We start from the raw sequence: 26,350 nt of genomic DNA on the forward strand, positions 1-26,350 counted from the left end.
ACAGCAGATCCTGCAGATCGATGGCGTAGTCCATCTCGCGGCGAGCCCGGTCAGCCACGGCGTTGACCACTTCTGCGCCATCCTGGGACGGCTCGACGTGCACACGGAACGGGCGCTTGCCCAAAGGCAGGCCCACCACCCGCACGATTTCGCGCGCCACTTCGGCAGGGTCGGCGTCGTCAGGCTCCAGATGCTTCAACCCGTCTAGCGCCTTGCCCGGCACATCGGCATAGGGGCCGTTCTCATATTCGGCGGCAATGGCGGTGTCGACCGGTTTTGCACGAGCACATCGAGGCGCTGCCGATAGCGCAAGGCGGATGGGGACTTGGCCCCACCCGATCAGAGCACTTTATCGAGCGTGATGGGAAACTCCCTCACACGCTTGCCCGTGGCATGGTAGACCGCGTTGGCCACCGCAGCGGCCACCCCGACCACTCCAATTTCGCCCACCCCCTTGGACCCGAGCTCATTGACAATCTCGTCGTGCTCTTCAACGAAGATCACGTCGATATCCTCGATGTCTGCGTTCACCGGGATGTGGTACTCCGCCAGGTTGTGATTGACGATGCGGCCCAACTGATGGTCGGTCAGCGCTGCTTCATGCAGGGCCATGCCAACCCCCCACACCACGCCTCCCAGGATCTGACTGCGCGCGGTTTTCGGGTTGACCACGCGCCCAGCCGCCACGGCGCTGACCACACGTACCACCTTGATCGTGCCAAGGTCTTCGTCGACGTGGACTTCCACGAATACCGCCGAATGCGTGGCGGTGGAGAACGGTTGGCGCCGGGCGCCGGGCTCGGCGTCGATCTGCACTTCGAACTCACCGTCGGGGGCGCTCGCCACGATGTCCGCCAAGGCCCAACGCTGGCTGCCAGCGTGCAAGTAGCCATTGGCGAAAACGATCTGCTCCGAGGGGGTGCTGGCCACCTGGGGATATATGTTCCGCGCATGCTCCAGCACCTTGGTGCGCAGAACCTGGCAGGCCTGGCGCACGGCCGAGCCCACTGACGACACCGTGAACGATCCGCCCTGAAGCGGTGCGGTGGGTAGTGAAGAGTCCCCCAGCACGAAGGTGACGTCCTGCACCCTGGTGCCGGCAGCATCGGCCGCGATCTGTGTCATGACGGTATAGGTGCCGGTCCCGATATCGGTGGTGGCACTGCTGACGGTGAGGTGGCCATTGGCATCGATGCGCGCCTTGGCGCTGGCCTTCATCTGCATGGCTTCCCAGACGCCACCGGCCATCCCCCAGCCGATCAATTGGTTGCCATTGCGCATGCTGCGCGGTTGGGGGGTGCGCTCGTGCCAGCCAAAACGTTCGGCGCCTTGCTGGTAGCAGGCCAGCAACTCCTTGCTGGAGTATGGCTTGCCCTCGTTGCCATTGTTGGCGGCGAAATTGCGCCGGCGCAGCTCTACCGGGTCGATCTTCGCTGCACAAGCGAGCTCATCCATGGCGCATTCCAGTGCAATCATCCCGGACCCGGCCCCAGGTGCCCGCATGTCCAGCGGGGTGTACACATCGAGCGAGGCCAAGCGATAGCTGAGCGCGACGTTGTCGCACTGGTAAAGCATGCCGCTCCATTCCACCAGGTGCTCGGTGAAGTCCTCGAAGCGGGAGGTCTGGCCAAGCGCATCGTGAGCGATTGCCAGCAAGCGCCCGTTTGCGTCTGCCCCCAGGCGCAAGCGTTGCTCGGTGCGGGGCCGGTAGCCAAAGGTGAACATCTGCTGGCGGGTCAGGGTCACGCGCACCGAGCGCTTCAGGTGCAACGCCGCCATCACTGCCAGCGGCAACTGGTACTGCGGGCGCAAGCCCGAGCCGAAGGCTCCGCCGACGAACGCCGCGCGTACACGAATATTGGCCTTGGGCAGGCCGAACACCTTGTGCAGGTAGTCCTGGCAGTTCTGCGTGCCTTGGGTCTTGTCGTGGATTTCCAGAGCGCCGTCGGCCTTGTAGTGCACGGTCGACGCATGGGGCTCCATCGGGTTGTGGTGCTCGTTGGCCGTCAGGTAGGTCGCATCCACCTGCACCGGCGCACCGGCAAACTGCCCGGGGAAGTCGCCACGTGGCGCCGGCGTTTCGGCGGGTGCCGGATGCGACTGCTGGCATGCGCCCAGGTCTGTCTGGTGAGCCTCCTCGGCATAGTCGATCTTGAGCAGCGAGCCTGCATACCGGGCCAGTTCGAGGGTTTGAGCGACCACCAGCGCTACCGGTTGCCCGCTGTAGAGCACTCGATCATTGAACAAGGGTCGAAACGGCGAGCCCTCGGCAGAGTCGGCATCGCTATAGTCGTCGTCATAACTCGATATATGCGGACGATGGCCGTGGTCGAGCACGGCGATTACCCCGGGTACGCGCAAGGCCTGCGTGCTGTCGATGTCGAGTATCCGACCGCGGGCGATGGTACTGGACACTACGCTGCCGTGTAGCAGGTCTGCCTCGGGGTATTCGCCCGCATAGCGGGCCTGCCCGGTGACCTTTGCCACGCCGTCCACCCGGTCCATTGGCGTGCCGACTACTGGTGTGCTTTTGATCATGGTCGTGCTCCCCCGTTAGCGGCGCCGCGCGCCGCGTCATCCAATGCACGCACGATTGCTCGCTGAGCGAGCGTTACCTTGAAACCGTTGTGGCTCAGGGGTTGTGCACCTTGCAGCAACGTTTGCGCGGTCCGGGTGAAAAGTGCTTCTGAAGGCACCTGGCCGACCAACATGCGCTCGACAGCCAGGTCCCGCCAGGGCTTGTGGGCAACGCCGCCCAACGCCAGGCGCGCCTGTTGGATCACTTCGCCATCGAAGCTCAGGGCTGCAGCGACTGATACCAGCGCGAACGCGTAGGAGGCGCGGTCGCGTATTTTCAGGTAACGGTAATGGTGTTCGAACATTGGGGGCGGCAGCTCGATGCCGGTCACCAGTTCATCGAATGCCAGTTGATTGTCGCGCTCGGGGGTGTCCTCGGGCAGGCGATGGAAATCCGCGAAGGGTATCTGCCGTTCACCGGACGGCCCTTGTACGTGCACCACGGCTTCGAGCGCTGCCAATGCCACGCACATGTCCGAGGGATGGGTCGCGACACAGGCATCGCTGGCGCCGAGAATGGCATGGATGCGGTTCATGCCCGTACGCGCAGGGCATCCGCTGCCCGGTTCGCGCTTGTTGCAGGGGGTGCCGGTGTCGTAGAAGTAGTAGCAGCGGGTACGTTGCAGCAAGTTGCCACCGGTACTCGCCATATTCCTCAACTGCGGCGATGCCCCAGCCAGGATCGCGTCTGACAGCAATGGATAATGCTGCTCGATCATCGGGTGCCAGGCCAGGTCGGCATTGCTCACCCGTGCACCGATCAGCACGCCGCCGCCGGGAGTGGGGTGGATACCGTTCAGCCCGAGTCCGGAGATGTCGATCAGACGCGTGGGGCGAACCACGTTTTCCTTCATCAGGTCGACGAGGTTGGTACCACCCGCGATGAAGTGCGAGCAGGCATCAGCCAGGTTTACCGCTTCGCTGACCGAGTTGGGCTTGTGGTAGCTGAAAGGTGTCATGGATTCTGCCCTCGTTGTGGCTCGATCCCATCCCTCATCAACGGCAGGGCTTCTTCCACCGCCGCGACGATGTTGCCGTAGGCACCACAGCGGCAAAGATTGCCGCTCATCTGCTCGCGAATGGTCTCCCGGTTGTCGGCACGGCCCTCGTGAGCCAATCCGACTGCCGAGCAGATCTGCCCCGGGGTGCAGTAACCACACTGGAACGCATCGTGGGTAATGAAGGCGCGCTGCATGGGGTGCAGGACGTCGCCGCTGGCCAGCCCTTCGATGGTTACAAGGTCGGCCCCGTCGCACATGATGGCCAAGGTCAGGCAGGCATTGACGCGCTTGCCATCGCGCAGCACCGTGCAGGCGCCGCACTGGCCATGGTCGCAACCTTTCTTGGTACCGACCAGGTCCAATTGGTCACGTAGCAGGTCGAGCAAGGTGACCCAAGGATGCACCTGCAGTGTTCGGGACTGACCATTGAGGGTCAGACAGATGGGGTGCGTTTCAGCCCCATTGGAAGAAATCGCGCTCATGGTGAGGTCCTCACGGTCAGGGTACGCGCAGTGTGCTGCGTCTCTGTCGTGCGACAGGCCCGGCTGACTAAACGTTCAGCCGGGTCGCCGAGGGGGCGGTCACTTCTTGCCAGGTAGCCCCGGCTGCTGGTCCATGCGGGCATCGTACAGGCCGGTGAGCAGGTGCAAGGCGCCTGGGCCAGAGGTGGCCACGCCTCGATATCACGGGGTCAGTCCGCAGCAGTATCAAGCGCAGCTGGCGGAGCAGGGGTAGGGGTAGGGGTAGGGGGCATCAGTGTGCGCTGTGCCCCATGGCCTGACGGCGTGTCGTTCAAACTTGGATAGTTAAGCGTCAGAAAACGAACTGGTGCCCCAGTTCCTTCTCTACCCAGTGCAGAAAACACCGCACCCTGGGAAAGGCTGCGTGGGCCTTGGGAAACACCAGATGGTGCGCAGCGACCGGTGCACCCAGGGCCTCGGGCGCCACTTTCACCAAGGTCCCGGCTTCCAGGTATTTCTGCGCCAGCAAGCCACTTTCCAAAGCGAAGCCCAGGCCGTGGCTGGCGGCCTCCAGGCTCATGTAGGAACGGTCGAAGCTCAGCGCATAGGGTTTTTCGGGCCGTGCCAGCCCGTGCTGGGCAAACCACGCCGGCCACCTCAACAAGGTCGCCTCGGACAGGATCAGGTCGCAATCGAGCAGGTCGCTGGCATCATGCACCGGATGGCGGGAGAGGAGCTTGGGTGCCGCCAGCACCTCGAAGGTCTCGTTACTTACCGTGCGGACTTCGTAACTGGGCCAGTTCGGATCGCCATGACGAATGTCCACGTCGATCTTGTCACGGCTGAAATGCAGCGCCTCGTAGGAGCATGACAAATTGATCTGAATGGACGGGAACTCCTCGCGAAACGCCTCGAGACGCGGCATCAGCCAGAGCAGGCCGAAACTCGGTGAAGAGTGCAGGCGCAGGCAGTCAAGGCTGACATCGCTGCTGGCACGTTCGGTGGCGATGGCAAGGCTGTGCAGGATACCCGAGACGTCTTTCAAGTACTGCTGGCCAACTGAGGTAAGGGCTACGCCACGTGCGCCACGCACGAACAGCTGTCTGCCGATCATGGCCTCGAGTTTGGCAAGCTGATGACTGACCGCCGAGGGGGTCAAGTCCAGCACCTCGGCAGCTCGAGCAACGTTGCCGAACCGGGCGGCCTGCTCGAAAGCCTGGATGGTCTTGAGCGGTGGCAGTGGCGATGCCGCGTCGTTTACCGAGCGCATACAGATTCTCCAAAGCGTTATTTTTATTCGGGGAAACCCGTACGATAGCGCAGAAGGGCTGAATTTTTTTCAGCACCGGATGATTTTCACGTTATTGCTCACGTAGCTCGCGGGCCACAAGCTGAACCCACGATTCCTGAATCGGCCCATAACAACAAACAGAGGGTTCACACATGCTTCTCCAAGGTAAAGTCGCAATCATCACCGGCGCAGCGTCCGCACGTGGCATTGGCCGTGCCACGGCCGCAACGTTCGCTCAGCAAGGTGCCCGCGTGGTAATCCTCGATCTGGACGAATCTGCTGCCCGCGATGCTGCCGCCTCACTGGGCGAAAGCCATCTGGGCCTGGCGGCGAACGTCGCTGACGAGGCCCAGGTTCACCGCGCTGTTGCCACGGTTGTTGAACATTTCGGCCGCATCGACGTGTTGATCAATAACGCCGGCATTACCCAGCCGCTGAAGATCTTGGATATCCGTGGTGCTGATTATGACAAGGTGCTGGATGTCAGCCTGCGGGGCACGCTGCTGATGTCGCAGGCGGTGATCCCGCAAATGCGTGAGCAAGGCAGCGGCAGCATCGTATGCATGTCCTCGGTTTCTGCACAGCGCGGCGGGGGCATTTTTGGCGGCCCGCACTACAGTGCCGCGAAGGCCGGCGTGCTGGGCCTTGCCAAGGCGATGGCGCGTGAACTGGGGCCGGACAACGTGCGGGTCAACTCCATCGCACCGGGTTTGATCCACACAGACATCACCGGTGGGCTGATGCAGGATGAACGCCGCCACGCGATCATCGAAGGCATCCCCCTGGGCCGCCTTGGCCAGGCCCAGGATGTCGCCAACGCTGCACTGTTCCTCGCCAGCGACCTCTCTACCTACCTGACCGGCATTACCCTGGATGTCAACGGCGGGATGCTGATTCACTGAGTACACGTGGGCGGGCCGGCCCCGGCCCGCGCGGTTCTGGATCAATGACAGCCAAGTTTCAGGCCTGGCTGCCAATAACAACAAGAGATCAGACCAGCATGACTACCTTATCGCTCGAAGCGGTTTCGACCGTGCGTACCTCCGCCTACCGCAAGACCGCCTGGCGCCTGATGCCGTTCCTGATGCTGTGCTACCTCTGCGCCTATCTGGATCGGGTCAATGTCGGTTTCGCCAAGCTGCAGATGATGAACGATCTCGCCTTGAGCGAGACAGTCTACGGCCTGGGTGCGGGCATGTTCTTCATAGGCTATTTTCTCTGCGAAGTTCCTAGCAACATCATCCTTCACAAAGTGGGCGCACGGGTATGGATCGCGCGCATCATGATCACCTGGGGGATCATTTCCGCGCTGTTCGCATTCGTCGAAACAGCGTGGCAATTCTACGTCCTTCGATTCCTCCTTGGTATCGCCGAGGCAGGCCTTGCGCCAGGGCTGCTGCTGTACCTTACCTACTGGTTCCCTTCCTATCGCCGGGCACGCATGACGGTGTTGTGGTTCATCGCCATCCCACTGTCAGGCATGGTTGGCGGGCCTCTCTCCGGTTGGATCATGAACCAGTTTGCCGGCGTGCACGGTTGGGCCGGTTGGCAGTGGATGTTTGTGCTCGAAGCGGTGCCGACGGTGCTGGTTGGCCTGCTGGTACTGGCTTACCTCAAGGACGGCGTGCACCAGGCCACGTGGCTGAACGACGAAGAAAAGGCCCTGGTTACCCGCGAACTGGCCGAGGACAACCAACAGAAAGTCAGCCATGGTTCGGTGGGGGAATTCATCCGCGACCGTCGGTTGTGGTTGCTGGCTGGCATCTACTTCTGTGTGGTCATGGGCCAGTACGCCATTACCTTCTGGCTACCGACCTTGGTGCGCAATGCCGGTGTATCTGACCCGCTGCACATCGGCATGCTGTCCAGCCTGCCTTACCTGTGCGCCATTGCCGCGATGCTGTTGGTCGGTCGCAGCGGCGACAAGCACCGCGAGCGCCGCTGGCATCTGATCATACCGATGATTGTCGGCGCCATGGGGCTCAGCCTGGCCGCTTTGATGGGCGGCAACGTGACACTGTCGATCCTCAGCTTGTGCCTGGCTGCGTCGGGAATCCTCTCGGCCACCTCGCTGTTCTGGATGCTGCCCACCACGCTTCTGGGCGGTGTGTCCGCTGCCGCAGGCATCGCCGCCGTCAACAGCTTTGCCAACCTGGCCGGCTTCTGCTCGCCCTACCTGATTGGGTGGATCACTACCCAGACCGGGTCCAGCGCCATCGGCATGTATCTGATTACAGCCGTCCTGCTTGCGGGGGCCTCGTTGGTCCTGCGCATCCCCGCTGCAGCGGTCAATCGTTGAGTTAACGGAGCTACGTAATGAATACGAACACTATGCTGAAGCCCGCCTTGAGCCTGGCCGAGCGCGCGCACAACATCCGTCGCCACGCGTTGCGCATGGGGCAGGTGCAAGGTCAAGGTTATGTGGGGCAGGCCCTGGGCGCTGCGGACCTGCTGGCAGTCTCTTACTTCCATGCACTGAGCTATCGGTCCGATGATCCTGACTGGGAACCGCGCGACCGCTTCTATCTGTCCATCGGTCATTATGCCATTGCGCTGTATGCCGCCTTGATCGAGGCCCGAATCGTCCCGCTCGATGAGTTGGAAACCTATGGTTCGGACGACAGCCGCCTGCCCATGTCCGGCATGGCTGCTTATACGCCGGGCATGGAAATCACCGGCGGGTCGTTGGGGCAGGGGTTGGGTATTGCGGTTGGTGCTTGCCTGGGCCTCAAACGCAAGCAATCGACTTCTTTCGTTTACAACCTCTTGTCAGATGGTGAGCTCAATGAAGGCTCCACTTGGGAGGCCGTCATGTCGGCCTCTCACTGGAAGCTCGACAACCTCATCGCCATCGTCGATGTGAACAACCAGCAGGCCGATGGTTATTCCAGCGAAATTCTTTCTTTTGAACCAATCGTCGATCGTTGGCAGGCGTTTGGGTGGTTCACCCAGCGAGTCGATGGCAATGACATCGAAGCCCTGGTCGCAGCGTTCGATGCGGCGCGCAATCACACAGGCGCGCAACCGCGCGTGATCATTTGCGATACGAAGATGGGCAAGGGGGTACCGTTCCTCGAAACGCGGGAAAAGACCCACTTCATACGCGTGGAAGAACATGAATGGGCGTTGGCGCTCAACAATCTCGAAGAAGGAAAACAGTGATGAGCAAGCCGAATAGTTCTACTTCGACTGCCGAGCCAACCAAGAAGCGCCTGACCACTTCGGCCATGATCGCCTCGATCGCCGCTGAGGGCCAAGCGACCCGCTCGGCGCCCTTTGGCCATGCCCTGGCTGCGCTGGCTGAGCAGCGCCCTGAAATTGTCGGGCTGTCCGCAGACCTGTCCAAATACACCGACCTGCATATTTTTGCCAAGGCGCACCCGGACCGCTTCTACCAGATGGGCATGGCCGAGCAACTGTTGATGAGCGCGGCTGCGGGCATGGCAAGGGAGGGGTTCGTACCCTTCGCCACCACCTATGCCGTGTTTGCCTCGCGGCGCGCCTACGATTTTATCTGTATGGCAATCGCCGAGGAGAACTTGAACGTGAAGATCGTCTGTGGGCTGCCCGGGCTCACTACCGGTTATGGCCCAAGCCACCAGGCGACTGACGATCTCGCCATCTTCCGAGCGATGCCAAACCTGATGATCGTCGATCCCTGCGACGCCGTGGAGATCGAACAGGCAGTGCCGGCAATCGCTGCTCACCAGGGGCCGGTCTACATGCGCCTGCTGCGCGGCAACGTACCGGTAGTGCTTGACGAATACGGGTACAAATTCGAAATCGGCAAGGCCAAGACCCTGCGCACCGGCAGGGACGTGCTCATCATCTCCACCGGGCTGATGACGATGCGCTCGCTCGAAGCGGCCAACAAGCTCCAGGCCGATGGTGTCGACGTTGCTGTGTTGCACGTGCCGACCATCAAGCCTCTGGATGAACACACCATCCTGGCCGAAGCGAAGCAGTCCGGACGGCTGGTGGTCACCGCCGAAAACAGCAGCATCATCGGCGGTTTGGGCGAGGCGGTTGCCGGATTGTTGATGCGCAACGGCGTTACGCCGACGTTCCGCCAGATCGCGCTGCCCGATGCGTTTCTCGATGCCGGTGCCTTGCCGACGCTTCATGACCGTTACGGTATCTCGACCGAAGCCGTGTGTGCGCAGATCAAAGCCTGGCTCTGATAATCGCTGGACAGGGCATGGAAGCCCTGGCAGCGATGGAGGGAAGGGCGCTGGATGCTTGCCGGGCAGTACCCGCGTGGCCATGGCGCGCAACGAGACCCGTGCGCATGCGCCGATGAGTGTCGATGCGTACAAAGAGAGCCGGCGGCATCCGAGTGGATGCGGTTGCTGTGGCCCGAGCAAACCGGCCAAACCCACCCGCGCAAACCTAAACGGCTCGAAATCCAGGGCGGCGGGCCGCCCGTGGATGATCAGTCACTGACGGCACCCACCCGGGCCGCGCCACACGCCGAAATCACCTGCACGTTGCGGGTGATTGTTTGCGTGCGTAGGAAGCGGTCAGAAGCCGTACAGCTGGATGGGGTTGTCGCGCAGTATGGAAGCTCGGGTCTCTACCTTTGGCGCCCAATCCATCAAACGGTCGAGGATCATGCCATCGTCGGGCTTGCTGTTGCTGGCCAGCGTAGGATGAGGCCAGTCGCTGCCCCACAGCATTCGGTCCGGGCGGTGGCTGATAAGCGCACTGGCCACGCGCCCGACATCTGCGTAAAGGGGGGCACCGGCTTTCGATCGCAGGTAGGGTGCCGAGAGCTTGACCCAGGCTCTGTCAGTGTCCAGTAACCGTACCAGCGAGGCGTAGGCCTCGGATTTCACTCCCTCGGGTTGAGGCACATGCCCCATGTGATCGATGACCACCTTGGCGGACAGGGCCAGTAGCCGTGGCGCCACTTCGGGCAGCAACGGGCCCGCTGCTATCTGTACGTTCCACCCTAACTCATTGACCCGTGCAGCCAGTTGCTCGAGGCCGTCGAGAGCCTGGCTGCCTACGCTGAGGTTGAAGCGGATGCCCCGCACGCCGGCTGCATGCAGTGTGGTGAGCTCCTTGTCAGTAACCGAAGTGGCCACTACGGCAACGCCCCGGGCATCCCCTCGACTGCGCAACAAACCGTCGAGCATGACGCGGTTGTCAGTGCCGTAGGTCGAGGGCGTGACGATCACCATGCGCCGGATGCCCAAGCGCTGCTGCAGTTGGCGGTAGTCCTCTAGGGAGGCATCCGGCGGTAGCAGGCTGGCGCCAGGGGCAGCGGGGATGCGGCTGTCGTACAAATGCATGTGGCAGTCGACACTGCCTGGGGGTGGCGTCAGGCGTGGCTTCGCTTCACCCTGGCTGAACGGCACACTGGCCAGCGCACCCATTGAAACGGCGGCGCCCAGCGCGCCCCCCACCTGCAAGAATTGGCGTCGAGACAAGGTCATCGGTATTCCTCGGTTTTTTGTTCTTGTCAATGAACGATGCCCACGTTCGCGAGGGAAGGTGGGCATCGGGTGCGGCGGTGGTGGCTTACTTGGCGCTGACTGCAGTGGCCACTTCAACCTGCTCGCGTTGGCGCTTGCGGCCGATCACCAACACCGCGACACCAGCCAGCGTGCACAGCGCCGCCAGCGGCATCAGCGCAAGCGCATAGCTGCCGGTGGCGTCGTGGATGGCGCCATAGGCATTCACCATCAGGCCGCCACCGATGAGGTTGGCCATGGCGCCAACAGCCGCCAATCCGGCAGCGGCGGTAGACGAAGACAACCAGCCCGAGACCAGTGCCCAGAACGGGCCTTTCATCGAATAAGCACCCACCAGCACCATGGTCAGCATGACGACGGTGGCCGCCAGCGATGAGGTGAACAGGGTCATCAGCAGGCCGGCAGCGATCAGCAACATGGTCATCGCGGTATGCCAGCGGCGCTCGCCGGTGCGGTCGGAGCTGCGTCCCCAGATGATCATCACCACCGAGGCAATGCCGTACGGGATGGCATTGACCAGGCCGATCTGCATGGCGCTGAGGCCAAAGGTTTTAAGCAACTGCGGTGCCCACACGCTCATCGTGCTACCTGCCGCGGAAGCCCCCGAATAGATGAGCGCAAGCACCCAGATATCCTTGTGACGCAGCAGTTTCCACAGCGAGATATGGCCAATGGCAGTTTTCTTCGAAGCTTCTTCAGCCAAGCGGTTGGTCAGCCAGCCGCGTTGCTCGTCGCTCAGCCACTTGGCCTGTTCAGGGCGGTCAGTCAGCACGAACAGGCAGGCGATGCCCAGCAGCACTGCCGGAATGCCTTCGAGAATGAACAGCCAGTGCCAGCCGCGCAAGCCCATCCAGCCATCCAGGCTCAGCAGCAGGCCGGACAGCGGCGAGCCAATGAAGTTGGCGGCCGGGATCGCCACCATGAACAGCGCCACCATGCGTGCGCGGTAGGCAGACGGCAACCAGTAGGTGAGGTAGAGCAGCACGCCAGGGAAGAAGCCGGCCTCGGCCGCGCCGAGCAGGAAGCGCATGACGTACAGCGAGTTGGCACCCTGGACGAATGCCGTACCTGCGGAAATCAGGCCCCAGGTGATCATGATCCGGGCAATCCAGATCCGCGCGCCATACCGCTGCATGGCCAGGTTGCTGGGCACTTCGACCAGGAAGTAGGCAAAGAAGAACAGGCTGCTGGCGAAACCGAAGACCTTGGCCGTGAGTTGCAGATCCTGGTTCATCTGCAAGGACGCCATGCCGATGTTGCCGCGATCGATGATCGCGATGAGGTAGCAGACGATCAGAAAGGGCAGCAGGCGCCATGCAACACGGCGCATGGTGCTGCGTTCGAGGTCATCCACTGTGGATGTAGCTGAAATCATGATGCTCTCCAATTGTTTTTTTTCTGGAGTGACGCGGGGTAAAAGCGCCCCCTCTCGCGAAGCGGCGCGAGTGGATTGCAATCAGCTGTCGATCAGGTGGCGGTTGACCACGCAACGCGGATCCAGAGCATTGCCCGCCAGGACTTCGAGTACCTGCCTCACACAGACCAGGCCTACACGGTCACGTGCCTCTGAGGTGTTGGCACCGACGTGCGGAGTAGCGACCAGGGTAGGCAAGCCCCACAGCGGGCTATCGGCAGGTGGCGGCTCGGGATTGAAGGTGTCCAGGCCGGCACCGGCGATGCGGCGTTCGCTGAGCGCTTTCACCAGGGCGTTGGTGTCGATCAGCTCGCCGCGGGCGGTGTTGATCAAGATGGCGCCTGGCCGCATGCGCTCAAGCTGGGCAGCGCCGATCAGGTTGTGGTTGGTCTCGGTCAGCGGGCAATGCAGGCTGATGATATCGCTTTCAGCCAGCAGGCGATCGAAATCCTCTTCCCGCTCGACGTGCAGGCGTGCCGGCAATTCCTTCAGGTAAGGGTCAAACACCTTGACCTTCATGCGCAGCGGTGCGACCAGCTCCATCAGGATACTGCCGATGGAACCCAGGCCAACCAGACCCAAGGTCTTGCCCGAAAGCTCGATGCCGTTGGCCGACGCCTTGTCCCAGTGCCCGTCGCGCATGCGCGCATCCAGCAGGGCAGTCTGCCTGGCGACGCTGAACATCAGGGCAAAGGCGTGCTCGGCCACCGACTGGGCGTTGGCGCCCACTGCGATCGATACCGGAATGCCGTGCTCGGCAGCTGCCTGGATATCGATGGTGTTGTAGCCGACCCCGTGCTTGGCGATCAGTTTGAGTTTTGGCGATGCCTCGATCATGGCGCGAGTCAGTTTGCCCTGACGCACCACGATGGCATCGGGTTGCTCCGCGCGAATGATGGCTTCCAGCTCGTCTTCGGGCAGGTAGGGCGTAGTGGGGACGATCTTGACGCCGTGCTGGGCGGCAAGGTTCATGGCTTCGGCCGCAAGGGCAGGGCCGGTCAGCAGAATGGTATGGGACATCATGGATACCTTGTTCTTATCAGGGCAGTGCGCTGCCACTTGGCGGCGATGACGAAACCCTAGCATAATGAAATGATGTTGCAAGAAATTTAGTCATGCATCCTATATCACCCTTTGAATGGCGATAAAAAATAAATTGCGCTGGGTAGAATGAAATGCAATTCTAAAAACAGATTCGGCAACAGTCGATGACATCGAATAAAACCAAGAGAGGTAGGTCACATGAGCATTGGCTTCCAAGTGCTTGAGCGCGCACGCAAAGTCGGCGAGGAATGGGTTCGGCGATACCGCGAGGTTCCGGTTGCCAACGTCAGCGATTCGATGAATCGCATGACCGCAGGTGGTGCCCGCCTGCGTCCAATGCACCGAGAAGGCGTGCTATGTGGCCCGGCCCTGACAGTCAAGGCGCGCCCAGGGGACAACCTGATGCTGCATTACGCGATCGACATTGCGCAGCCTGGCGACGTGATCGTGGTCGACGCAGGGGGTGACCTGACCAATGCCCTGATCGGCGAAATGATGGTGGCCTACGCGGTCAAGCGCGGTGTGGCGGGTATCGTCATCAACGGTGCAATCCGTGATGCGGCCAATATTGGTGCTGGCGACTTCCCGTTGTTCGCTGCGGGTGTTTCGCACCGTGGTCCATACAAGGACGGCCCGGGCGAGATCAACGTGCCGATCGCCATTGATGGTATGGTGATCGAGCCGGGTGATCTGGTAATCGGTGATGACGATGGCTTGCTGTGCGTGCCTTACGACCATGTAGCAGAGGTTTATGCGGGGGCTACTGCCAAGCACGCTGCCGAAACTGACCAGATGGAAAAAATTGCCCAAGGCACCAATGACCGCACCTGGGTCTTGGAGTCCTTGAAGAAAAAAGGCTGCCTGCTGCCAGGCTGATCCTGCCCGACGGTGCCCTTGCGATGGAGGGCACCGTGACGATGGATCGGTACCGGGTGCGGGCCTATGAGGATTCGCAGACTTGTCCGATTTATCGTCGCCACATCGATCGAACTGGCCTAAGGCCGTCAGGGCGCTCGCCCACCGTAATTTCCAGATCTATTTCGCCGGCCAGGGTGTGTCCACGCTCGGCAAGTGGGTGCAGCAGGTAGCATTGGCTTGGCTGGCCTATCACCTGACGGGCTCGGCCGTGCTGCTGGGTCTGATAACCTTTCTTTCGCTGGCGCCACAATTGTTGATCGGACCCTTGGCCGGTGCGTGGATCGACCGCCACGACAAGCGCCGCCTGTTGATCATCGTACAGCTGATTCTGATCCTGCAGTCGCTGGTGCTGGCTGTGGCGACTTGGCAGGCTTGGGTCGACGGGGCTTTCATCGCTAGCATGGCTCTGCTGCTGGGCCTGCTCAACGCCCTGGAAACGCCGCTGCGCCAGGCGCTGATCGGCAGTTTCGTCGACGACCCGGCCGATCTGCCCAATGCTCTTGTGCTCAACGCCATGTTGATCAACGCGGCGCGGTTCGTGGGCCCTCCGCTCGCTGGCGCGCTGATTGCCTTCGCTGGGGAGGCGGCCTGTTTTGCGCTCACAGCGATGGCGTTCATGGCGCTGTTGGGGGGCTTGCTGAAAGTGCGGGGCACTGCAGGCCCCAAGGCCAGCGGCTCAACCGCAGAGGTGTTTTGCGAAGGCATGCTCTATATGTGGCAGACCCAAAGCGTGCGCCAATTGCTGATCAACGTCATCATGGTCAACCTGCTGGCATCCTGCTACGCGGCGCTCTTGCCGATCCTGGCCAGGTCGGTGTACGCCGGCGATGCACGCGTACTGGGCTGGTTGTGGGGCGCGGCGGGTGCCGGTGCCTTCGTAGCGACACTGGTGCTGGCGATAGGCGGCGCCTTGCCGCGGTTGCGCCAGTTCACCGATGCCGGGGCGCTGTCATCCGCGGTGGCGCTGGTCGGTTTGTGGTTGGCAGGGAATCTGCCGCTGGCACTGCTGGCGCTGGCCGTGTTGGGCTTTGGCATCACCCTGAGTAACGTCAGCACCAACATGCAGCTACAAAGCGGCGCGCCCAGCCACTTGCGCGGCCGGGTCATCGCTTTCTACATTGCAATGCGCTTTGGTTTCGAGGCGCTCGGTGGCTTGGCTGCTGGTCTGATCGCCGCCCGCTGGGGCGCGCCGGTGACCTTGGCGATCGCCGGCGCGGTATTGGCGGCGGGGCTGCTGGCCCAGTTCGGCCTGCATCGCCGCAAATGAGGGTTCAGGCGACTTGGCCGTGGCCGTGCGACGTCTGACGCTTGGCAGGGTCGCCCAGCCAGAGCATAAGGCAGGTACCAATCATCAGGATCGAGGCCACGGCGAAGAACGGTAAGGTGAAGCTGTGCGTGGCATCCTTGATCAGGCCGATCAGAAACGGCCCGGTAAAACCGCCCAGGTTGCCGATCGATACGATCATCGCCAAGCCGCCAGCCGCGGCGCGACCGGTGAGGAAGGTGGACGGTATTGCCCAGAACGTGGCCTGGAAGGACAGGATACTCGCCACCGCTATGCACAGACTGGCGATCTTCAATAGCGGCTGGTCGATCAGCGCGGCAGCTACCAGGGCTACAGCGGCTGTGGCCAGTGCGCCGACCACGTAGGGCAGGCGATGCTGGCTGCGGTTCGCCAGGCGTGCCCATAGCGTCATGGCCAGGGCGCCGAGCAGGTAGGGCAGTGCCACCACGAAGCCGACCACTCCGCTGGCGATCCCCAGGCTTTTGATGATCTGCGGCAGCCACAGGCCGATACCGATGGAGCCGACGATGCAGCAGAAGTTGATGGCTGCCAGGGTAAACACCTTTGGGTTGGTCAGCGCGGCGCGCAAGGTATTGCCATGCGAGGCACCGATCGCCTGCTGTTCCTCGGCCAGACGCTGGCTCAGCCAGGCTTTTTCACGTGGCTTCAACCATTTGGCCTTGGCCGGGCTGTCGACCAGCACGAACAGGCAGGCGATACCCAGCAATACCGCCGGCATCGACTCGGTGACCAGCAGCAACTGCCAGTTCTTCAGGCCCCAGACGCCGTGCTGTTCCATCAGCCAGCCGGACAACGGCGAACCGACGATATTGGCCACCGGAATCCCCAGCAGAAACGCCGCGGTAGCTTTTGCCCGCCATTTGCCCGGGAACCAGTAGGTGAAATACAGGTACACACCCGGCGTGAAGCCCGCCTCGGCCAGGCCCAGTAGGAAGCGCGCAATACTGAAGCTGACAGGCCCGGTGGCGAACGCCGTGGCCATGGAGATCAGCCCCCAGGTGATCATGATCCGTGCAATCCAGACACGTGCGCCAAAGCGTTGCATCAGCAGATTGCTGGGGATCTCGAACATGAAGTAGCCGAAGAAGAACAGCCCTGCCGCCCAACCGAACATCGTTGCGGTCAGGCCCAGGTCCTGGTTCATGCTGATGGCGGCAAAGCCAACGTTGGTGCGGTCCAGATAGCTGATCACGTAGCAGATGAAGATGAACGGCACCAGGCGCCACAGGACGCGGCGCATGAGACGTTCGCCCTCGGCGTCGCTAAGCGGCGCCTGGGTAGTGGTTTCGTGGGTCATGTCGTCACTCTCTTGTAGTTGTTGTGTGCGCTGACAGGCGCGGGTTCAGCTGTGGGAGTACATGGCCAGCCCAGGGGTGGTGGTGCGGACCTGGAGGATGCTGCCGGTCTCGGATTCGGTAATGAACAAGGTCTGGCCGTCTTCACCGCCAAAAGCCAGGTTGGTATTGCTGATCCCTGCGCAGGAAACGATGCGTTGCAGTGGCTCGGCGACTTTCGACAGCTTCCACACCGAGCCGAAGCCGGTGTGCGCGATGTACAGGTTGCTTTGCGCATCCAGCGCCAGGCCATCAGGCCCGCCCAAGCCGCCATGCAATTGGGCGAACACCCCGACCTTGCCGACGATCGACCCATTCCCCAGAGGGATGCGCCAGATCTGTTGCGCGCGGGTCACAGCTACTAGCAGATGATTCAGATGAGGGTCGTAGACGATGCCGTTGGGGCTTGGAATGGTGCCCAGCAGGCAAGTCAGGTTGCCTTTGGAATCGAGCTTGTACACGCGGCCAGTGGCATCCTGCAGGCCGGTCTGCCCTTGGTCGGTGAAATACATGTCGCCGTTGGGCGCGAACACCAGATCGTTGACGCCCTTGAAGCCTTCGGAGCCTGCCGAGTCGAGCAGTGCCTCGATAGCACCGGTCTGCGGGTCGAGCAGCATGATGCCGCGCTTGTAGTCGGTGATGAAGATGCGGCCGTCCTGGTGGATCTTCAGGCCATTGGGCCAGCCATCGTATTGACACACCAGCTCCCATTCGCCTTGTGGCGAAATGCGGAAGATCCGTCCATTGGGGATATCGGTCACGTACAGGCGACCTTGGCGGTCGAAGGAGGGCCCCTCAAGGAACGAGTCGATGGCACGGCCTTGACGATTGGCATTGGCCCAGCTTGTCGGGCGCGGGTCGCGAAAGCGCTCGGGCAAGCGGGTGAAAACACGGGTTTCAACGGTCGGCGGGGCAGCGAAAAAGCTCATGGGCGCTCCTGGCGGGGAGGGACGCACGCGCGTCCGAATTGTTTTTCTTTTCTTTTTTACTGCAATGCCGTTGCAAAATAAACCATGACGATAGGAAATGCGATTGATTTTGCCCGTTTAAACTGGCTATTGACGAACGGTGCATGTTTATGACCTTCTGTAAAAGAAATGGCGTTCTAAAATAATAACAAGTGGAGTTTGCTATGTACCTAAGCCCATGGCGCAGGCTGTGCCATCCTCGTTTGCCCCTGAGAAGCCTCTCGATTGCCCTTGGTCTGGCTGCAGTCTGCGCGACGGCGCAAGCTGAGCAAGACCGCGTTACCCTTGCCATCCAGTACGGTTATGCCTACTTGCCGGTCACGGTCGCCGACAAGCTGGGTATGTTCCGTCAGCAAGCCAAGGCCCATGGGCACCCGAACGCGGACTTCGAGATCAAGCGCATCAGTGGTGCCCCGGCAATCAATGACGCGCTCATCAGCGGCAATGTCGATATTGGCGGCTATGGTTTGTCCGGGACGTTGATTGCCTGGGAGAAGACGCGTCGCTCGCTGGATGTCAGGGCTCTTTGCGCGCTGGTGGCCGGGGACAACGGCCTGTTCGTGAATGACCCGGCGATCAAGTCACTGGCCGACTTCAAGGCCGATGACAAGATCGCCGTTAGCTCGCCCAGCGGACAACAGGCCCTGCTGCTGCAGATGGCCGCCGAGCGTCAGTTCGGCCCCGAGCAGATCCACAAGCTGGACCGCTTGATGGTCAGTCTTCCTCACCCTGACGCGACTTCCAGCCTGGTGAACAAAGCCGGCATCAAGGGCTACATCGGCCCCAACCCATACAGCTATCAGCTGGCCCAGGATCCCAGGGTCAGCAAGCTGTTCGACTTCTCTTCGGCGCTCGATATGCGCATGACAAGCGGCGTACTGACCAGTACCGGGCGCTTCGTCGAGAACAACCCGCAGTTAAGCGCTGCTGTGGTGGCGGCCATCGATGAGGCCAATGCCTACATTCGCAGGGAGCCGCGCAAGGCAGCGGAACTGTTTTTGGCCAGCGAGCCGTCAAGCCTGTCGCTCGATCAGGTCGAGGCTATGTTGCGACAGGTCAGTGGTGAGTGGTCGGTGCAGCCGACCGGGGTCATGGCCCTGGCCGATTTTATGGTGCGGTCCGGTGCATTGAAAAAGGCCCCCGACGATTGGCGTGCGGTGTTCTTCGCCCCTGTTGCCGACGGGGAGGGTAGCTGATGAGCCTGGTGTCCCCGACCGCCTTGCCCGCGCAAGCCAGCGCACGCGCGCTGCTGAATGTGGACAACGTCACCTTGCAGTACAAAACACGTGATCAGTTGATCACCGCGACCCATCACGTTTCGTTTGACGTGCAGCGCAACGATCGCTTCGTCTTGCTGGGCCCTTCAGGCTGCGGCAAGTCGAGCCTGCTCAAGAGCGTCGCCGGGTTTGTCGAGCCGGTGGCTGGCCAGATCTGCCTTGATGGGCAGGTGGTCCGCGAACCTGGCCCTGATCGCATGATGGTATTTCAGGAATTCGACCAACTGATGCCCTGGAAAACGGTCATTGCCAACATCATGTTCCCCATGCAGGTCACCGGGCGCTTCCCGCGCAATGAAATTGCCGAGCGGGCGGCGCGCGCAGCCGCCAAGGTTGGCCTGGAGAAGTTCAGGGACGCCTACCCGCACCAGTTGTCGGGCGGGATGAAGCAACGGGTAGCCATTGCCCGCGCCTTGGCGATGGAGCCGGCCATGTTGCTGATGGACGAGCCGTTCGCCGCGCTGGATGCGCTGACCCGCCGGCGTATGCAGGAGGAATTGCTGGAGTTGTGGAATCAGGCCCCGTTCACCTTGATGTTCGTCACCCACTCGATCGACGAGGCGATCGTGCTGGGTACCCGAGTTCTCGTGCTGACCCCGCACCCGGGGCAGGTTCGCGCCGAACTCGACGCCAGCGCTTTCGGCTTCGCCGACCAGGGCAGCAAGGCCTTTGGCCATCTGCACCAGCGCATCAGCCACATGCTCTTTGGTCACAGTGAGACTGCCCATGAATAAGCCTGTCATCCTGCCACGTGCCGATTTCGAATACGCACCGGTTCCACCCGGTCAAGTGGGCGATGTCGCCAGGCGACTGGGCATGTTCGAGCGGCTGTTCGCACATACCGGGGTACGCCGGGCGCTGGTGCTCGTGGTGTTGGCCGTGCTCTGGGAGGCCTACGCCCGTTACCTGGACAACCCGCTGATGTTCCCGACTTTCAGCGAGACGGTGCAGGCCATGACCCAGGACGTGTTCAATGGTGTCCTGCCGCTGGCGGTAGTCAGCTCGCTCAAAGTGCTGTTGATGAGTTACGCACTGGCCATCGCCCTGGCGGCGGTACTCACCTCACTGGCGGTTTCGACCCGGCTCGGTACCGATGTGCTGGCCACCTTGACGGCGATGTTCAACCCACTGCCAGCCATCGCCATTCTGCCGCTGGCCATGCTGTGGTTTGGCTTGGGCATCCAGAGCCTGATGCTGGTGATCGTGCATTCGGTGTTGTGGGCGGTATCGCTCAATACCTATTCGGGTTTCCAGTCAGTCAGCCAGACCCAGCGCATGGCTGGGCGCAATTACGGCTTGCGCGGCTTGCGCCTGGTCACGCGCATCCTTATTCCAGCTGCGGTGCCATCGATCCTGGCAGGCCTGAAGATTGGATGGGCGTTTGCCTGGCGTACCTTGATTGCCGCCGAACTGGTATTCGGCGTTTCCGGTAATTCCGGCGGCCTGGGTTGGTATGTGTTCCAGCATCGCAATGCGCTGGAAACGCCACATGTATTTGCCGGCCTGCTGATGGTCATCGTCATCGGCCTGGTCGTCGAAGGCCTGGTGTTCCGCAGCATCGAATTGCTCACAGTACGCCGGTGGGGCATGCAGGGCTAAGTCTGCGTCAATTCCAATAACAAGAAACAGGCACCCGTACTCGGGTGCCCAGGGAGCCTTTGTCTTGAAATCCTCACGTTCTTTCTGTGGTTTTGCACTTGTGGCCGGTGGTGGCCTCCTGACGCTGCCTGCGCAAGCGGATTTTCTTACGGATAGCCATGCCAACCTGGCGATGCGCAATTTTTACTTCAACAGCGATAATCGAGATGGCACCGCCCAGCCGTCGAAGACCGAAGAGTGGGCGCAGGGCTTTCTGCTCGACGTGCGCTCCGGATTCACCGAGGGGACAATCGGTGTTGGCGTGGATGCGACCGCCATGCTGGGTATCACCCTGGACAGCGGGCGTGGTCGGCACGCGGGCAGCACGATGATCCCTTCTGCTGGTGAACATGCAGCGGACCAGTGGGGCAGTGCGGGTGCGACCCTGAAGCTCAAGGCGAGCAAGAGCGAGCTGCGAGTGGGGCAATTGATGCCGAAGATCCCCGTGCTGGTAGCCTCTGATGGCCGGGTGCTACCGCAAACCTTCCAAGGCGCGCAGTTGCAGTCAAAGGAGTTCGAAAACCTGACCCTGGTAGGGGGTGCACTCAACCGCGCCAGAGGCCGGGCGTCCACTGACCTGACGGGCATGGCCGTGAGTGGCGGTACGCAGGAAAGCGACCGGTTTTATTTTGCCGGCGCGGACTATCGTGCTAGCGATGCCCTGATGCTGCAGTACTACGTCGGTGAGTTGCAGGATTATTACCAGCAGCATTTCGCCGGCCTCAATCACACACTGGCGCTCGCTGACGATAGCTCGCTGACCTCCGACCTGCGCTACTTCCGCACCCGCTCGGACGGTGCCAACGGCAGTGCGTCGGGACGGGCGCGAGGCTATACGGTCGGCGGCTATACCGCCAATGGCGACGGCGAAATCGACAGCGACCTGTGGAGTGCGGCATTTACCTACCGCCTGGGTGGCCATTCGTTGATGCTGGGTTACCAGAGTGTTTCCGATAACAGCAACTTCGTGCAGATCAACCAAGGGTCGATCGACAAGGGCGCCGGTGGCAGCAGCTTGTATCTGTGGACCGACAAGATGCTTCTGAGCTTCACCCGTGCCGGCGAGCGTACCGGCTTCGCGCAATACGGCTATGACTTCACTGCGCTGGGCGTGCCTGGGCTCAAGGCTTCGGTGATGTACCTCAAAGGGGAGCATATACAGACCGCAGGTGGCGCCGAGCAGTCGGAATGGGAGCGGGATTTTTCCCTCGACTATGTGATCCAGAGTGGCACCTTCAAGGGCCTGGGAGTGGCCTGGCGCAACGGCAAGTCCCACAGCGAAGCGGCCCGTAATGCTGACCAGAATCGCCTGATCGTCAACTATACCGTGGCATTGTTCTGAGCCAGTAGCAGGAGCTGACCATGCATTCCCCCCATGCCCCGGTTCGACCGGAGTGGCTTGCCCAGGTAAGTGAAGCAGCCTTGGACCCCGAAAGGGCCATCATTGACGCCCACCACCATCTGTGGGATCGGCCCGGTCAGCGCTACATGATGGAGGATTATCTGGCCGACATGGCCTGCGGACATCGGCTGGTGGCCTCGGTGTATATCCAGTGCCGTTCGATGCTGGCCGTGGACCGTCCGGAGCCGTTCCAGGCGGTGGGGGAGGTCGAGTACGCCAACGGTGTGGCGGCGTACAGTGCCAGCGGAGTGTTAGGTGACGTACGGCTGTGCCAGGCCATCGTGGGTGGCGCCAACCTGTTGCTGGGCGATGCCGTGGCGCCGGTGCTCGACGAAATGCTCCAGCGTGCCGGCCCGCGCCTGCGCGGTATCCGCAATACAACGGCCTGGCATGCAGACCCAAGGCTGGTGTCCAACCCCAAACCACCGCCTGCAGGCATTCTGCTGGAGCCAGCCTTCCAGCAAGGGCTTGCCCAGCTTCAGCAGCGTGAGTTGGTGCTGGATATCTGGGCCTACCATACCCAGCTCGGCGAGGTACTTGAGGTGGCCCGGTCATTCCCGGAACTGGTCATCGTTGTTGACCATCTGGGCGGGCCGCTGGGTGCCGGGCCTTATGCAGGCCAGCGTGAGCAAGTGTTCGCGCGCTGGTCGGCTGACCTTCGGCAGTTGGCGCAATGTGCCAACGTGCGGTTGAAGCTGGGAGGACTGGGAATGAAAGTGTCAGGTTTCGATCACCACATCGCCCCACAGCCGCCGGGGTCGGCCCTGCTGGCTGCGTTGTGGCGGCCATACCTGCTTCTGGCCATAGACTGCTTCGGTGTAGAGCGCTGCCTGTTCGAAAGCAACTTTCCCGTCGACAAGGGCATGTTCGGCTACGGCGTGCTATGGAACGCATTCAAGCGTGTGGTCGCGGACTTTACCGACGCCGAGAAAGACTGGCTGTTCAGCGGCACTGCTCGGGCAACTTACAAGATTGCAGAGGGGAGGGCCTGACCGCGCACTCAGGAGCGGCAAAACGATGCCGGCCGTCCGACGGGTAGCATTCGTGTCGAGAGCGCCGATGCGTTGCTGCCGCTGCTGGATCACTGCATCTCCAACCCGGGTGTGCATGTGATCGACTGCCCGGTTGACTACAGCGAGAACGACCGTATTCTCAACACCGAGCTACACGCCCGCGCCCTGGCGGTGTAATCGCAGCGCGGCGCAGCTCCGGTCCGTAACAGCCGTTCTACCCGTTGCCAGCAGGCGCAATCATCGGCCTGCTGGCATTTTAGCGTCTGCGAGGCGCATCTGCAGTTGGCCACAGCCAAGCCATTGTCTGATAATGGGCGCTTTCTGCCCGTGCGTACATTCAGGGCACTCTTCATGTGAGGTTTTGCAAATGGTGAAAGCGCGACCGCGTCCAGCGGTAAATGGCGTGGCTTCGGCAGACCGAGTCCTGACCGTGCTCACAGCGTTTCAGATCGGCGATTCAGCGCTGAGCCTGGTCGAGTTGGTGGAACGCACCGGGCTTATCAAGAGCACGATCATGCGCTTGATGGTTTCGCTCGAAAATCATGGCTTCATCACGCGCATGGCCGACGGCCGCTATCAGTTGGCGAGCGAGGTGATGCGCTTGAACGCTGTGTATCAGGAAGCGCTCGATCTGGAACGACATGTCATGCCACGGTTGCATCACCTGGCCGAACAGTCGGGGGAGACCGCCTCCTTCTATGTGCGCCACGGCGCCTACCGCATGTGCCAGTATCGGGTGAATTCTTCTCATCGGCTGCGGCTCATCATGCAGCCTGGCGATATGCGCCCGATGGACGAGGCTGCGGGTGCGCAAGCTCTGCGCGCGCCGTATGAGGTGGGCATTGCGCTGCAAAACCCTTTCTATTCCCGAGGGGCCACGGATCCCCACGCCGCCTCCATGGCTCTGCCGATCTATGGCGCTCAAGGCGAGACCATGGGGGCGCTGGTCATTTCCGGGCCCGCCAGTCGCTTGACCGAAGAAAGTGCGCACAACCTCAAGCAGATGTTCTTCGAAACAGCGCGCGACCTCATGCGCAGCCTTGGCTGCAAGGCCGCAGGCTGACGCCGGACCTGGTCCTGTGTCGGCGGCCGTCTTGGCGTTGGAAACCAGTTGCCCATCTAGTCGGAACGTTTGCCAGCGCAGGTTCTGGTTGAACGTCCATCGAGGGGAGGCTCATCGCCAACAAGTCTCGGAGCAAGCATGCTCACGACACACAATAAATAGCCCAGTGTCGCTGGCAGCTCAGCATGGCGGCACACGTAGTGCCCATACGCAAGACCCAACCAACACGCTGGCACGAACTAAATCCCCAAATATCCGGCGCGTCTGATTTTGCACCATCAGTTTTTAGCTTTTCGCATGTTTAGTTCTGAGCGCTTGGGATTGGACACTGATCGAGATCAACTCCCACAATACTCAATTTAACATAATATACATTATGCGTATTTCTGTATTTCCCATACGAGCCACACCCAAGGTACATTCGACTCTCAGCAAGCCCCTCATGAGCCTTCACCCTTCAAAGCCGATCAAGGATGCTCCAGTTCATGTCTCACCATCCATCCGCAGATCAGATCATCAGTCTCTACGACCGCCACGCCGCTACGTGGAACGATCTGCGCGTCAACCATTTCATCGACCGCAAATGGATCGAACGCTTCCGTTCATTGCTACCGCCGTCTGCGACCGTTCTGGATCTGGGCTGCGGCTCCGGCCAACCCGTGGCACGTTATCTGATCGACGCCGGCGCGTCTGTCATCGGTGTAGATTCGTCTGAGCAGATGCTCGCACTGTGCAGCGCGCAATTTCCCGCGCAGGAATGGATTCACGCAGACATGCGCACATTGGCGCTCGATCGCCAGTTCGCGGCCATTCTGGCCTGGAACAGCTTTTTTCATCTCAAGCCCGACGATCAGCGCAAGATGTTCCCGGTATTTCAGCGTCATGCCGCACCTGGAGCGTTGCTGATGTTCACCAGTGGGCCTTCTCATGGCGAAGCCTTGGGCGTTTTCGAGGGTGAAACGCTGTACCATGCGAGCCTCGACCCTCAGGAATATACGGCACTGCTCGCCAGCCACGATTTTGAGTTGCTTGAGCACATCGCAGAGGACGCGGAATGCGGTGGCCAGACGGTTTGGCTTGGGCGTCGCCTGTCTGATTAATAGGCATCTAAATTATAGCTACGCTAAATAGTTATTTAGTTGAGTTATGCTTGCGGCGCATTATGCCTTCCCCCCAGATCCCTCGCCGACAGCACGCAAGCCGACAAGCTCAGGCGCACGTAGCTACGCCCTGCCCTCACACCTGAGATGCATTGAGCAACTCCAGGACGAAGTCGAGAAATGCGCGAACCTTGGCCGGCGGGTGATGCCGCGAAGGGTACAGTGCATACAGCGGAAAACGCTCGTCCGGCCAGTCGTCGAACAGCTCGACCAGGCGGCCCTCGGCCAGTAGCAGCTCGCTACCCAAAGCCATCACCTGCGCAACTCCGTAGCCGGCAAGGCAGGTGCTGTGCAGGCTGCCCACATCGTTGACCAGCAATTGCCCGCGCGTGTCCACGGTCAGGCGCTCGGCACCTCGGTGAAACTCCCAGGCAAAAGGCTGACCACTCTGCGGATCGCGGAACTGGATGCAGCGATGTTCGCTGAGGGCCTGCGGCTGTGCCGGGCAGCCAAAACGCTTGAGGTAGGCCGGTGCCGCCACGGTCAGGATACGAGTGTCCAGCAGCTTGCGCGCCACCAGGCTTGACGTGCGGGGCTCGCCGAAACGCACGGCCAAGTCGAAACCTTCGGCGACCATGTCGCCCAGGCGATCGCGAGTGATCAGTTCCAGGTTCAGTTGTGGGTGCGCCTCGAGAAACCCGCCCAGGCGCGGCCCAAGTATCAGGCGAGCGAAAAACGGATCGACATTGACCCGCAGCCGCCCCCTGACCACCACTGCCCCCTCGGTCACCGAGCTGGCCGCCTCGTCCAGCGCTGCCAGCAACGGCACCACCTGTTCGTACAGGCGGCGCCCCTCGTCGGTCAGAGTGACCGAGCGTGTGGTGCGGTCAAACAGGCGAATTCCCAGGCGTTTCTCCAGGCGCGCCAACGCCCGGCTGACACCCGGCTGGGACATGTCCATCACCTCGCCTGCAGCGGCAAAGCTGCCACTGTCGACGATGGCAACGAACACACTCATGCCACTGAGGCTGCGCTCATCGAAACTCATATTGATGCCAATCAGTCA

Annotated in this window: 23 protein-coding genes and 1 pseudogene; 14 read left to right on the forward strand and 10 right to left on the reverse strand. The window is 61.4% G+C overall.

Annotation, left to right across the window (positions count from 1 at the left end):
• Positions 1-339: 339 nt before the first annotated feature.
• From ACMGGG_RS11005 to ACMGGG_RS11020, 4 genes are all read right to left on the reverse strand, one after another.
• Complete coding sequence (locus tag ACMGGG_RS11005) at positions 340-2,538, reverse strand: xanthine dehydrogenase family protein molybdopterin-binding subunit (protein ID WP_414155474.1); 2,199 nt, start codon at positions 2,536-2,538, stop codon at positions 340-342.
• Positions 2,535-3,536, reverse strand: coding sequence for an FAD binding domain-containing protein (locus ACMGGG_RS11010; protein ID WP_414155475.1), 1,002 nt, complete (start codon positions 3,534-3,536; stop codon positions 2,535-2,537). The genes ACMGGG_RS11005 and ACMGGG_RS11010 overlap by 4 nt, the downstream gene beginning before the upstream one ends.
• Positions 3,533-4,060 (reverse strand): (2Fe-2S)-binding protein, encoded by a 528-nt coding sequence (locus tag ACMGGG_RS11015; RefSeq protein ID WP_414155476.1) that lies wholly within the window; start codon positions 4,058-4,060, stop codon positions 3,533-3,535. Before ACMGGG_RS11015 ends, ACMGGG_RS11010 begins: the two co-directional genes overlap by 4 nt.
• A gap of 331 nt (positions 4,061-4,391) precedes the next feature.
• Positions 4,392-5,309 (reverse strand): LysR substrate-binding domain-containing protein, encoded by a 918-nt coding sequence (locus ACMGGG_RS11020; RefSeq protein ID WP_112898264.1) that lies wholly within the window; start codon positions 5,307-5,309, stop codon positions 4,392-4,394.
• A gap of 173 nt (positions 5,310-5,482) precedes the next feature.
• Between ACMGGG_RS11020 and ACMGGG_RS11025 the strand changes: the two genes are divergently transcribed.
• From ACMGGG_RS11025 to ACMGGG_RS11040, 4 genes are all read left to right on the forward strand, one after another.
• Entirely contained in the window at positions 5,483-6,232 is a 750-nt protein-coding gene (locus tag ACMGGG_RS11025; protein ID WP_414155477.1) for an SDR family NAD(P)-dependent oxidoreductase, read from the forward strand.
• Between the two features lie 98 nt (positions 6,233-6,330).
• Positions 6,331-7,629 carry an MFS transporter gene (locus ACMGGG_RS11030; RefSeq protein ID WP_063544916.1) on the forward strand — a complete coding sequence of 433 codons (1,299 nt, stop codon included), beginning with the start codon at positions 6,331-6,333 and terminating at the stop codon, positions 7,627-7,629.
• 17 nt (positions 7,630-7,646) lie between these two features.
• On the forward strand, positions 7,647-8,492 hold the full coding sequence (locus ACMGGG_RS11035) for a transketolase (protein ID WP_063544917.1): 846 nt from the start codon (positions 7,647-7,649) through the stop codon (positions 8,490-8,492).
• Entirely contained in the window at positions 8,492-9,511 is a 1,020-nt protein-coding gene (locus tag ACMGGG_RS11040) for a transketolase family protein (RefSeq protein ID WP_063544918.1), read from the forward strand. The genes ACMGGG_RS11035 and ACMGGG_RS11040 overlap by 1 nt, the downstream gene beginning before the upstream one ends.
• Positions 9,512-9,850: 339 nt before the next feature.
• Here the strand turns inward: ACMGGG_RS11040 and ACMGGG_RS11045 are convergent, their stop codons facing one another.
• The 3 genes from ACMGGG_RS11045 to ACMGGG_RS11055 all read right to left on the reverse strand — a co-directional run bounded on the left by ACMGGG_RS11045 (position 9,851) and on the right by ACMGGG_RS11055 (position 13,241).
• Positions 9,851-10,768, reverse strand: a complete 918-nt coding sequence (locus ACMGGG_RS11045; protein ID WP_414155478.1) for an amidohydrolase family protein — start codon at positions 10,766-10,768, stop codon at positions 9,851-9,853.
• Positions 10,769-10,853: 85 nt separating this feature from the next.
• Entirely contained in the window at positions 10,854-12,182 is a 1,329-nt protein-coding gene (locus ACMGGG_RS11050) for an MFS transporter (RefSeq protein ID WP_063544920.1), read from the reverse strand.
• 81 nt (positions 12,183-12,263) lie between these two features.
• Positions 12,264-13,241 (reverse strand): hydroxyacid dehydrogenase, encoded by a 978-nt coding sequence (locus ACMGGG_RS11055; RefSeq protein ID WP_063544921.1) that lies wholly within the window; start codon positions 13,239-13,241, stop codon positions 12,264-12,266.
• A gap of 222 nt (positions 13,242-13,463) precedes the next feature.
• Here ACMGGG_RS11055 and ACMGGG_RS11060 point away from each other — a divergent pair, with 222 nt between their 5' ends.
• Positions 13,464-14,141 carry an RraA family protein gene (locus tag ACMGGG_RS11060; RefSeq protein ID WP_112898268.1) on the forward strand — a complete coding sequence of 226 codons (678 nt, stop codon included), beginning with the start codon at positions 13,464-13,466 and terminating at the stop codon, positions 14,139-14,141.
• Positions 14,142-14,223: 82 nt separating this feature from the next.
• Positions 14,224-15,450, forward strand: coding sequence for an MFS transporter (locus tag ACMGGG_RS11065; protein ID WP_112898269.1), 1,227 nt, complete (start codon positions 14,224-14,226; stop codon positions 15,448-15,450).
• A 4-nt stretch (positions 15,451-15,454) separates the two neighbouring features.
• On the opposite strand, the gene ACMGGG_RS11070 is transcribed toward ACMGGG_RS11065, so the two are convergent.
• On the reverse strand, positions 15,455-16,786 hold the full coding sequence (locus tag ACMGGG_RS11070) for an MFS transporter (RefSeq protein ID WP_414155479.1): 1,332 nt from the start codon (positions 16,784-16,786) through the stop codon (positions 15,455-15,457).
• Between the two features lie 45 nt (positions 16,787-16,831).
• The gene (locus tag ACMGGG_RS11075; protein WP_414155480.1) at positions 16,832-17,752 is read right to left on the reverse strand and encodes an SMP-30/gluconolactonase/LRE family protein; all 921 of its coding nucleotides are present in this window, start codon (positions 17,750-17,752) and stop codon (positions 16,832-16,834) included.
• 203 nt (positions 17,753-17,955) lie between these two features.
• Between ACMGGG_RS11075 and ACMGGG_RS11080 the strand changes: the two genes are divergently transcribed.
• The 8 genes and pseudogenes from ACMGGG_RS11080 to ACMGGG_RS11115 all read left to right on the forward strand — a co-directional run bounded on the left by ACMGGG_RS11080 (position 17,956) and on the right by ACMGGG_RS11115 (position 25,284).
• On the forward strand, positions 17,956-18,987 hold the full coding sequence (locus tag ACMGGG_RS11080; RefSeq protein WP_414155481.1) for an ABC transporter substrate-binding protein: 1,032 nt from the start codon (positions 17,956-17,958) through the stop codon (positions 18,985-18,987).
• Positions 18,987-19,802: an ABC transporter ATP-binding protein gene (locus ACMGGG_RS11085; protein ID WP_414155482.1), complete on the forward strand. Its 816-nt coding sequence runs from the start codon at positions 18,987-18,989 to the stop codon at positions 19,800-19,802. Before ACMGGG_RS11080 ends, ACMGGG_RS11085 begins: the two co-directional genes overlap by 1 nt.
• On the forward strand, positions 19,795-20,667 hold the full coding sequence (locus tag ACMGGG_RS11090; protein WP_112898273.1) for an ABC transporter permease: 873 nt from the start codon (positions 19,795-19,797) through the stop codon (positions 20,665-20,667). The genes ACMGGG_RS11085 and ACMGGG_RS11090 overlap by 8 nt, the downstream gene beginning before the upstream one ends.
• A 64-nt stretch (positions 20,668-20,731) precedes the next feature.
• Positions 20,732-22,048, forward strand: coding sequence for an OprD family porin (locus tag ACMGGG_RS11095; RefSeq protein ID WP_414155483.1), 1,317 nt, complete (start codon positions 20,732-20,734; stop codon positions 22,046-22,048).
• A 20-nt stretch (positions 22,049-22,068) separates the two neighbouring features.
• A complete protein-coding gene (locus tag ACMGGG_RS11100) occupies positions 22,069-23,100 on the forward strand; it encodes an amidohydrolase family protein (protein WP_414155484.1) in 1,032 nt (343 codons plus the stop codon).
• Between the two features lie 51 nt (positions 23,101-23,151).
• A pseudogene (locus tag ACMGGG_RS11105) lies at positions 23,152-23,298 on the forward strand (hypothetical protein); the annotation flags it as partial.
• A gap of 190 nt (positions 23,299-23,488) precedes the next feature.
• On the forward strand, positions 23,489-24,184 hold the full coding sequence (locus tag ACMGGG_RS11110) for an IclR family transcriptional regulator (RefSeq protein ID WP_414155485.1): 696 nt from the start codon (positions 23,489-23,491) through the stop codon (positions 24,182-24,184).
• Between the two features lie 485 nt (positions 24,185-24,669).
• On the forward strand, positions 24,670-25,284 hold the full coding sequence (locus ACMGGG_RS11115; RefSeq protein ID WP_414155486.1) for a class I SAM-dependent methyltransferase: 615 nt from the start codon (positions 24,670-24,672) through the stop codon (positions 25,282-25,284).
• Positions 25,285-25,420: 136 nt separating this feature from the next.
• Here the strand turns inward: ACMGGG_RS11115 and ACMGGG_RS11120 are convergent, their stop codons facing one another.
• Positions 25,421-26,332 (reverse strand): LysR family transcriptional regulator, encoded by a 912-nt coding sequence (locus tag ACMGGG_RS11120; RefSeq protein WP_414155487.1) that lies wholly within the window; start codon positions 26,330-26,332, stop codon positions 25,421-25,423.
• Between the last annotated feature and the right edge of the window lie 18 nt (positions 26,333-26,350).

This window comes from Pseudomonas sp. BNK-44-b, assembly GCF_047456245.1.
Classification (GTDB): domain Bacteria; phylum Pseudomonadota; class Gammaproteobacteria; order Pseudomonadales; family Pseudomonadaceae; genus Aquipseudomonas; species Aquipseudomonas machongensis.

What these genes read in the sequence shown, in the direction of transcription:
- ACMGGG_RS11030 (WP_063544916.1), top strand. Translation starts at nt 6,331, where the DNA reads ATGACTACCTTATCGCTCGAAGCGGTTTCGACCGTGCGTACCTCCGCC.
- ACMGGG_RS11020 (WP_112898264.1), bottom strand. Translation starts at nt 5,309, where the DNA reads ATGCGCTCGGTAAACGACGCGGCATCGCCACTGCCACCGCTCAAGACC.
- ACMGGG_RS11005 (WP_414155474.1), bottom strand. Translation starts at nt 2,538, where the DNA reads ATGATCAAAAGCACACCAGTAGTCGGCACGCCAATGGACCGGGTGGAC.
- ACMGGG_RS11025 (WP_414155477.1), top strand. Translation starts at nt 5,483, where the DNA reads ATGCTTCTCCAAGGTAAAGTCGCAATCATCACCGGCGCAGCGTCCGCA.
- ACMGGG_RS11050 (WP_063544920.1), bottom strand. Translation starts at nt 12,182, where the DNA reads ATGATTTCAGCTACATCCACAGTGGATGACCTCGAACGCAGCACCATG.
- ACMGGG_RS11075 (WP_414155480.1), bottom strand. Translation starts at nt 17,752, where the DNA reads ATGAGCTTTTTCGCTGCCCCGCCGACCGTTGAAACCCGTGTTTTCACC.
- ACMGGG_RS11070 (WP_414155479.1), bottom strand. Translation starts at nt 16,786, where the DNA reads ATGACCCACGAAACCACTACCCAGGCGCCGCTTAGCGACGCCGAGGGC.
- ACMGGG_RS11090 (WP_112898273.1), top strand. Translation starts at nt 19,795, where the DNA reads ATGAATAAGCCTGTCATCCTGCCACGTGCCGATTTCGAATACGCACCG.
- ACMGGG_RS11035 (WP_063544917.1), top strand. Translation starts at nt 7,647, where the DNA reads ATGAATACGAACACTATGCTGAAGCCCGCCTTGAGCCTGGCCGAGCGC.
- ACMGGG_RS11055 (WP_063544921.1), bottom strand. Translation starts at nt 13,241, where the DNA reads ATGTCCCATACCATTCTGCTGACCGGCCCTGCCCTTGCGGCCGAAGCC.
- ACMGGG_RS11015 (WP_414155476.1), bottom strand. Translation starts at nt 4,060, where the DNA reads ATGAGCGCGATTTCTTCCAATGGGGCTGAAACGCACCCCATCTGTCTG.
- ACMGGG_RS11085 (WP_414155482.1), top strand. Translation starts at nt 18,987, where the DNA reads ATGAGCCTGGTGTCCCCGACCGCCTTGCCCGCGCAAGCCAGCGCACGC.
- ACMGGG_RS11120 (WP_414155487.1), bottom strand. Translation starts at nt 26,332, where the DNA reads ATGAGTTTCGATGAGCGCAGCCTCAGTGGCATGAGTGTGTTCGTTGCC.
- ACMGGG_RS11100 (WP_414155484.1), top strand. Translation starts at nt 22,069, where the DNA reads ATGCATTCCCCCCATGCCCCGGTTCGACCGGAGTGGCTTGCCCAGGTA.
- ACMGGG_RS11110 (WP_414155485.1), top strand. Translation starts at nt 23,489, where the DNA reads ATGGTGAAAGCGCGACCGCGTCCAGCGGTAAATGGCGTGGCTTCGGCA.
- ACMGGG_RS11040 (WP_063544918.1), top strand. Translation starts at nt 8,492, where the DNA reads ATGAGCAAGCCGAATAGTTCTACTTCGACTGCCGAGCCAACCAAGAAG.
- ACMGGG_RS11060 (WP_112898268.1), top strand. Translation starts at nt 13,464, where the DNA reads ATGAGCATTGGCTTCCAAGTGCTTGAGCGCGCACGCAAAGTCGGCGAG.
- ACMGGG_RS11080 (WP_414155481.1), top strand. Translation starts at nt 17,956, where the DNA reads ATGTACCTAAGCCCATGGCGCAGGCTGTGCCATCCTCGTTTGCCCCTG.
- ACMGGG_RS11115 (WP_414155486.1), top strand. Translation starts at nt 24,670, where the DNA reads ATGTCTCACCATCCATCCGCAGATCAGATCATCAGTCTCTACGACCGC.
- ACMGGG_RS11045 (WP_414155478.1), bottom strand. Translation starts at nt 10,768, where the DNA reads ATGACCTTGTCTCGACGCCAATTCTTGCAGGTGGGGGGCGCGCTGGGC.
- ACMGGG_RS11010 (WP_414155475.1), bottom strand. Translation starts at nt 3,536, where the DNA reads ATGACACCTTTCAGCTACCACAAGCCCAACTCGGTCAGCGAAGCGGTA.